General features: G+C 45.0%; 3 protein-coding genes and 1 pseudogene. All 4 read right to left on the bottom strand.

All coding sequences use genetic code 11. From position 1 onward, the window contains the following. Positions 1–383 (bottom strand): annotated as a pseudogene (locus tag H8S65_RS20415) (hypothetical protein); the annotation flags it as partial. Positions 384–558: 175 nt separating this feature from the next. Further along, entirely contained in the window at positions 559–1,020 is a 462-nt protein-coding gene (locus H8S65_RS20410; RefSeq protein WP_186931658.1) for a hypothetical protein, read from the bottom strand. A gap of 158 nt (positions 1,021–1,178) precedes the next feature. Then, positions 1,179–1,544 carry a hypothetical protein gene (locus tag H8S65_RS20405; RefSeq protein ID WP_186931657.1) on the bottom strand — a complete coding sequence of 122 codons (366 nt, stop codon included), beginning with the start codon at positions 1,542–1,544 and terminating at the stop codon, positions 1,179–1,181. After that, entirely contained in the window at positions 1,541–7,909 is a 6,369-nt protein-coding gene (locus H8S65_RS20400) for a CotH kinase family protein (protein WP_255489337.1), read from the bottom strand. Before H8S65_RS20400 ends, H8S65_RS20405 begins: the two co-directional genes overlap by 4 nt. Positions 7,910–7,960: the final 51 nt, after the last annotated feature.

The raw sequence follows: 7,960 nt of genomic DNA, 5'->3' as shown, positions 1-7,960 counted from the left end.
CAACCTGAATCTCCCCGGTTCATGTTCGTAACCATCAGGTTCAGCCAGTCACGTGCGGTTCCGGTATAGTAGTCGAAGTTCTTCTTTCGCTCCGGTGTGCCATGAAGAAAGAATTGCACGTCTTGTGCGTCGTACTTCGATGAATAGAACATCACGGTATATTCCCAGCCAAGAGAAGTCTCCCTTTTCGTCACCTTCTCATTATGCCGGATCTTATATTTTGTCCCTTCGAAATCTATATAGTCGTTGATCCGAAGCTCTACCACGTTGCGGGAAAGAAAATTCAGAGTAAGAGTATGCTCACCCATGATCTCTTCGACCGTATAACTGTTATCCTTCAGATAGACGTCACAAACTACTGTATTTCCGCGCTTTATTTCCATACTGCTAAATTATTGCTGATTCGGTTCGACAGGCCGGATAATCAAATATTATAAATGACATTCTGACTGTTGTCGTGTTTTAATATATAATCGTTACATTTGCATAGGTCGTGCCGAAAGGCGCAATATTGTTTATTTAACCGCCTCCGATCCGTGATAGCTCGGAGGCGATTTTTTAATAGTACTTCAAAAAACTGAAGCTGCTCGCAAACTTTCTTTCAGTACACGGTTTCCGGTACTCATCCTCTAAGGCGTACGCCTCTCTTTCAAAGACAATCTCATGATACGCTTTATCATGCGCCTCCTTCCATGTTTTGCCTTTTTTATACAGGAAGATCCTGACGGTATATTCTACCAGATACCAGACGTAATACAAGAAGATTGGAATAGCCAACAATGCCAGCATCCACCAGCCGTAATGATCGAATGCGAAGCAGGTGAACATGATCCCGACGGCAAGTGCCAAGCCTGCCCCGAATAAGGTCTGGTACTGTTCGACGTGTGATGCTTCGTGATATTTTGTCTTTTCTGACAATTCTTTCACTTCTGTAAATACAGCTCCGAAGAGCATAATCGTAACAAAATCAGCAAGGAAGGTCGTGGCCTTCGCGATTTTCGAGTTGTAATAAATTTTCATACCGTTTGTTTTTTATGGCCTTTCGGCCGGTTTTACTATTTTTAATCCTTACATTTGTAGAGGCTGTTCATGCAGCAGCCCTCAATTTTTTCCTATACAGGGGAGCCTCACTGCGAAGCCGGGCTCCCCTTTTTGTTTCAAATCTTTATGGATATGAGCTAATTGATACCTAACATTTCCATCATCATTCTAACCTTGTCCTCTAATGCTCGATAGTCGGATAGAGTGACCTTTTGAGGTTGATCCGGTTCGTCAGTCAAAGGATCGTCTGGGAGCTGCTCATAAGACTCGTCCGGTTCGAGGTCTGTCGTTTCATCGAGGATTACGTCTTCTTCGACAGGAGCGTGAATTTCTTCAAAGTGTTCCGGGAGTTCCAATAGGGGGACTTCCAGTTTTTTACCTCCGATCTGGTAGGCGTAGCCGAGGAATATTTCTTTCCCTGCTTCCCACCCGTCGCTGATCCGGCGGAGTACTTTGCCTTCGTCTGCCAGAATATGTCTGTTGTTTAATTCATCTATTCTCATACTGTTTCCTCCTCTAACGTTTCATTCGGAAAATCGGTTGAGAAATCCGATATTGGTTTAATACGACTTGCATAAGCTGACCAATTGGTAGCTGTCCTATATGCGTCCACCGCGTCATCGGGAACATAGATGGGACAGGTGTTGCCGTTTGACAAAGAACCGCTCTCTAAGCTAAAGGGAATACTGGAACCAAAAATAACGTAAGCCAACCTACTACATGATGATATTAGATTCATTGTTTTTGTTATATTTATCCAATTCGCCAATGGAGTAAAGTCTATAGAAGCTAAATAGTGGCTATTTGTAAATAACCAAGAGATATCCGTCACATTTACCCATCCAGATAATGGCGTTAGATCGATATTGGTTAAGTCCCTATTAGAAAACATGCTTTCAATACTTGTCACATTCACCCAGCCCGATAACGGCGATAAATCAATGCTATGCAATCCTTTAATGCTATCAAACATTCCAATAGCACTCGTCACATTTACCCAGCCGGATAATGGCGTTAGATCCATCGTTGTTTTGGAAATACAACTACGAAACATATAGTCGACTTTCGTTACTTTCTTCCACCCGGCTAATGGTCTCAAATCAATATTTGTCAAATTGGTATCTGACCCCCAGCTGTCACCAAAAAGCTTGCTTGCATTCGTTACATTCACTAAATCTGATAAAGGTTTAAGGTCAATAGGGGTAATTAAGTTGGAACATTTAACGAAAAGGTACTCCACACTTGTTCTATCCGTATCATTTTTAAATACATTGCCAAAGTATTTCAAATTTGAATAATTTCTAAAAGTAATATTTTGAACCTTACTTTCCCCTATACTCCAATAAGCGATTAAAGAAGACGAGTCAGCTATGGCAGAAGTGATTTCTGCACAATTACTAATTTCAATTTGATACACGCCACTATCCGCGTAAGTGTGTGAATAAGGTATGCTCCCTGTTCCTGAAGCGATAACAGAAGTTTCATCACCCCAATTAACAATATAGTCAACTGTAGTCGACTTTATAGTCAGTGTGACTTTTGGAGCTACCACCAGCATCTGGATGTTTCTATTTTCCTCAGGTTTGAATTTAAAGACATCAATATTTAGAGTTATATTATACGAGTAATTTCTACCTAATGAGATATTGGATTCTCCTGTATTTGAAATATACTGGTTGGCTATAATGATATACTCATACTTTCCGGAGTCCGACATTATCTCACATATTCCATTTTCATCTGAAACAACTTCTCTTTCATCATATTGTAATATAGCACCTTGAATAGGAGAACCAAATTCGTTCTTCACAGTGAATGTTATTAAAGAAGAGGTGTAAGATGTTTCAATGGAAGCTGATGTTCCGACAGATATTCTTTTTGTCACATTCAAATAATCAGGATGAGAAAGAGTATATTCATAGGTCCCTTTTTCGAGTAATAATATACATTCGCCATACATGTTTGTTACTGCCGACTTGCCATCACAAGTAACAGTTACACCCTGTACGAGTTCATTTGCACCGTTTTTAACAACAAATTTAATTTCTACGGCAGCGTAGACATATACTGTAAATGTTGAATCATTCGTTATTGCATTGAAAGAAAATGTACTACCAGCATAACCTGAAGCTTCTACTGTACCAGAGACAGCTTCCCCGCCACGGTCAAGAGTCGCATACCCCTGGCTGTCAGTTACGTACACCTTGTCCCCAATAATAACCCGCGCACCGGAAGGGTAAATGCTTTGGTTATATACCTGTACACGGATTTTACGCAATGGAATATAGGTTATCTTATACGATTGGGAACGAGTCCCTGCAACCAGGTATGTATCGGAATAGTCCTCATGGTTGTCGCACCTGAAAGTAAATTCGATCACCGAATCATCGTCCGCTGTAACCTTGTATGTTGTCTCATTTACCTTAACCGCATCAAAATTGCATTCAAACGTTGAGTTTGCGATAGTCTTCGATTGCGAGCTACTGAATGTAAACGTCGTGATCGTAGGCGCTTTTAAATTAGTATAAGTGACAGTCAATTCCGGGAACGCCGCCCTGATTGCGGCCAGCTTATCCTCGACAGCCGTTACAGCGTGGTACTTACCTGTCACGACAGCAGTCGCAACGTTATTGCCTTTCTCGTCTACACCGCCGAGTCGGATCAGCTTGTACAATGTGTCCAAATTAGCCCCTGTTGCGTTCAAGTCAATCAGGCGAACGCGGTTTAAAGCAGGGGTAATCGCCGACAGACATCTGTCCACAAGCGGAAAGATGTTAACCCCTGGCGTACTTTCGCTGATAATCGTAGAGAGTCGTTCAACTCCTGCGATCTCGAAGAAGGCATCCAGCAATTTAGGCTGGTTCTTCAGGGACAAATTAGTAACTGTTCCGGGCAGATACAACTTGTAAAGATTCCCGGCAGCGGCTAACACGACAGCGGTGATACTTGTGCCTTGCGCATAGATTTCCTCTATGTTTTCGCACTGCGAAAGCTCAACCGCTTGTTTCAAATTTGGACAGTTTTGAATATCCAACTTGCGAAGCATTTTATTTGAACCAACAGACAAGACGGTCAAGTTATCATTGTGATAGCCCTCCACATCGGAACCGATATGTAACTCGGACAGACGGACGGCTTTACTCATGTCGATCGTGCCGGCATACTTTCCGGCTAAGTCACCTAACGACTTAACGCGGCTTGCGCCGTACACAATTGTTTCAGTGTCATTGAACTGGATGGCCGGTGCTTCGATCACTACCGCCACATCTTTTTGGCAGCGTTTACCGACGATATATGATCCGAATTTTACCCGCACATATTGATCGGCAAACGGAACGATAGTAAAGTTTGCATCCGGTTCTACGCCCGCATAGCTCTGCGGGGTATAGAGGCGCATCGTCGCATAGTCGATCAGGAAATCGCCGGCGTTATATTTGGAGTCCATATACAAAAAGCGATTGTACAGCCACCATTTCCGATGTTCGGCACGTGATCCCTGGCAAGCATACAGGTATGATCCGTTGCCGTCTTCAATCAAAGGATCAACATATTTAAACCGGCCGTCAGCATTGTAGATAGCCTCACACCATTTATCCGACTGTTCACCGTTCAGGACAGCCAGAACAGACACATAAGATAAATGTGTACGCATCTCTCTGTACATCTCGGCTAATTCATCTGCAAAGGCCGCTTCTACATTGTTCCATAATACCGATTGCTCGCCGTTGAAGACGTTCAACGTGTCGATCGTATCATGATATTCGACACCATATCCGAAAGCAACCAGCCCTTCGTTGTTGATCCCGTTGCAGGTATCGTTATCGTAGAAAATAAACCGCCATTTCCCGTCCGATGCAAAACGCGTCAGGAACATATTCTTCGCCCGTTGGTCGACCATACCGAACAGTTCGGTTATCAGGTAATAAGACAACAGGTTGCGCAAGTCAAAATGTTCGGCTACTTCCGCTTTGAATTTATTCGTATCGTTAGCCGTTGACACAACCCATTCCATAATAGCCATGAGGTTGACGGGCTTTCTGGCCCCGGCTTCGTATTCGGCATTAATCGCATCATCATCCGGATAACGGGCTTCAAAATCATTCAGCCAATCTGTACCGGTGAAGTCTGCCGACTTAAACAATGAACGATCAGATGTATTGTTCTTGAACTCCCAACTTTCATCACCTTCGGAAAAGCCGAATGTAGCCTCTGTGGACTTGTCATTATTGAAATTGTACTTCCCGACAAACGTCAGCTCGCTATCTGCCGTTTCACGGTGAAACACACATATCGGATAACCGTCTACCGTCGTCCGAACACGCGGATCAGTTTGTTGCGGAGGCGTAAGGATTCCCATATCTTTCAATAGATTTTCAATAATCTTAGCCATACCGGTATTATGCGTACCGCTGCTTTCGGCGAAATCGGCTTTCAGACAGAAACAGTTTACCGGAATACTATTAGAACGCAAAGCATAGTCATCCGACATATCGCCAGTGCCAGTATAAGTTATCTGCGTTTTAAATTTGTACTTGAAGTTTTTACGCGGATAATATTGCGAAGACGTTCCCTGAACGTCATTCTGGATATTCTCGCAGGAAAAATCCCGTGACGGGTTCTGCAGGTCGGCAAAGTAGACCTTGTTCGTTTTCTTGTCACCTTTAAAAGTCGGCAAAGAACCTTCCAATATCATGCAGGGTATTTTCTCCAATACCTTCTGATAGGAGATATTCCCGTATTCGTCATATACCTGATTCCGTTCGTAAACCTCTACTTTCCGGTCGTAGTCGTCAATATCCCCAATATAGTTATCAAGCATCTGATATTCCGTCAGGTTGTTGTCATAGATGCGGATGTTGAACAAGTCGACGCTACACGCGTTGCTGCCTATCACGATATCGCAGGGAACCACCTGCTGGAAATTGTCCTCTGCCGGATATTGGGCCACACCGGACAGGATGCCGTTGATGTAGATATAGATCAGGCGATGATCCGTTTTCTTCTCGATGACAAAGGAAACACGTACACGTTCCTCTTCTTTGAAGCGGGTTGAGACAGTTGTCTGTTCAGACTTAAATAACGCCTCCTGTGCTGTAATCCGTAAACCGATACCGCCTACAAGACAGTCGATCACTACCGCGTCATAGTCGATTACGTCACGGGTTTCAAACTCAAATTCTATACTCTTACCCGTTGCCCGGAAATCTGTTGCGAAGATATGATAAGGAATAGCTACACGGGCATCACCGGACACCCGTAAGGCAGTACTGCCGTTCTCGGTGATCCAGCCGTTTGTCTTAAAATTGAAATCGGTCAGTGAGGCTGTAATGTCGCTGAACTTCCACTCCTCCTTGTTGTTGTCATTATTTGACCGGTTGGCAGACGTCAAATGCAAAGCGAGGTCAGCCGTCTCCGGCTCCACGATAACAGCAGCTTCCGTAACGGTCAAGTTAAACGTTCTGGACACGCTACCGGAAGCGATCTTCAGAGCCAGTGCGCCCGGCTGAATGATCCGGTAAGTCCATGCCTGTAGTGTCCGGTCAACGGTCTGCTCCGACAGCGCAACCCCGTCGACAGACAGAGTGACGGCAGAAGTGGAGGCTACCGGATTGTAAACAACGAACGGGATCGACAGACGGTCGTATTGCTGTGCGGTAGTCTGGTTAAACGACGATGCAACAATGACTGTATTATTACCCTCTGCGACACAGATCAGATCATGAGTAAGGGTGTTGCTGCGGACTTCCACACCATTGACGGTTGCCGTCATGTAAACCTCCAACCGGTGTGCCCCGTGCGTTTGCGAAGGGATAACCTGCGATAGTTGGCGGTTTGAATCCGTGGTTTCTTTCGTGGCGATCTCCGTGCCGTCAAGGATAAAATGCACCGTCTTGGCTATCGCTCCGACGGGCGTATATCTGTAGGTGATATCCCCGGTATTGACCTGGGTATCGTCGTAGCTATCGGACAACGAAAGGCTGATTACTTCTACCGTATAAGCCAACGAACGCGACTGCCCGGTAGTATCCAGCACTGTAACCTTAACTTTGTTTGTACCGACAACCAACCATTTGCTGACATCAAAATAGTTATCTCCCTGTGTGATCGCCTGCGTCGCTACCTTTTGAGAGTTGATCGTGTATGTGGCCGTCCCGTCGCCGGTTTCCGACTCATCATCCTGATAAATGGATGTAAAGTTATAGCCGATCCTGAGCGTAGCACCGACTATGGCAGACAACAAGGTATCAGTAAGAGACCGTACTTTCATAACGATTCCAGCCGCACCGCCTCCGCCGCCGGTTCCAGAACCGACCGGGATGGGATCGCCGACCGGGATGCCGTCAACGGTCAAGTATAGCATATTCTCTTCCGCATATCCGCCATCTATTTTATTTTCTTCCAAGGCCATAATACGGCTGTCATACTGACCAACGCGAAGCCCCTGCTGTTTGGCGTAATCACCTTGCTCCTGGGCATAATTAGCCTGCGTTTCCGCTTCCTGAACCTTCTCATCGAAAGTGGCATTGCGTTCAGCTTCCTTCCTTGCACGTTCAGCTTCAGCCAGTACGCGGGCGGCTTCGGTCTCTTTGCGTTTCAGTTCATCATTCTGCCGCGCCTGCTCTTTTGCCTGCCACTGGGTATAACTATTCTCCCGTATTTCTTCCTGTTCTTCAACAGTTGCCTCCAACTGGCGAAGGTCTGTTTTAAGAGTATTTGCTTCTCCGGTGATTACATCCATTTCCTCACGCACTTCTTTTGCCGCATCGGTAGCCGGTTTCATAAGTTCGGCCTTATCAGTCTCCGTCAGATCAGAAAAATGCAATTTCAATCGATCCACTTCTGCTGGTGTCAGATCGGAAAACTTCATTTTCAGTTCTTCACGGTCGAAAATATCAACGTATGCACTATCCGGCTCACC

The organism is Parabacteroides hominis, from assembly GCF_014287585.1.
Lineage (GTDB): Bacteria > Bacteroidota > Bacteroidia > Bacteroidales > Tannerellaceae > Parabacteroides > Parabacteroides hominis.
The sequence above is the reverse complement of the archived record's forward strand: the minus strand, read 5'-3'. Positions and strand labels throughout refer to the sequence as shown.

Excerpts from the sequence above, each read along its gene's own strand:
- H8S65_RS20410 (WP_186931658.1), bottom strand. The coding sequence starts at position 1,020 with ATGAAAATTTATTACAACTCGAAAATCGCGAAGGCCACGACCTTCCTT.
- H8S65_RS20405 (WP_186931657.1), bottom strand. The coding sequence starts at position 1,544 with ATGAGAATAGATGAATTAAACAACAGACATATTCTGGCAGACGAAGGC.
- H8S65_RS20400 (WP_255489337.1), bottom strand. The coding sequence starts at position 7,909 with ATGAAGTTTTCCGATCTGACACCAGCAGAAGTGGATCGATTGAAATTG.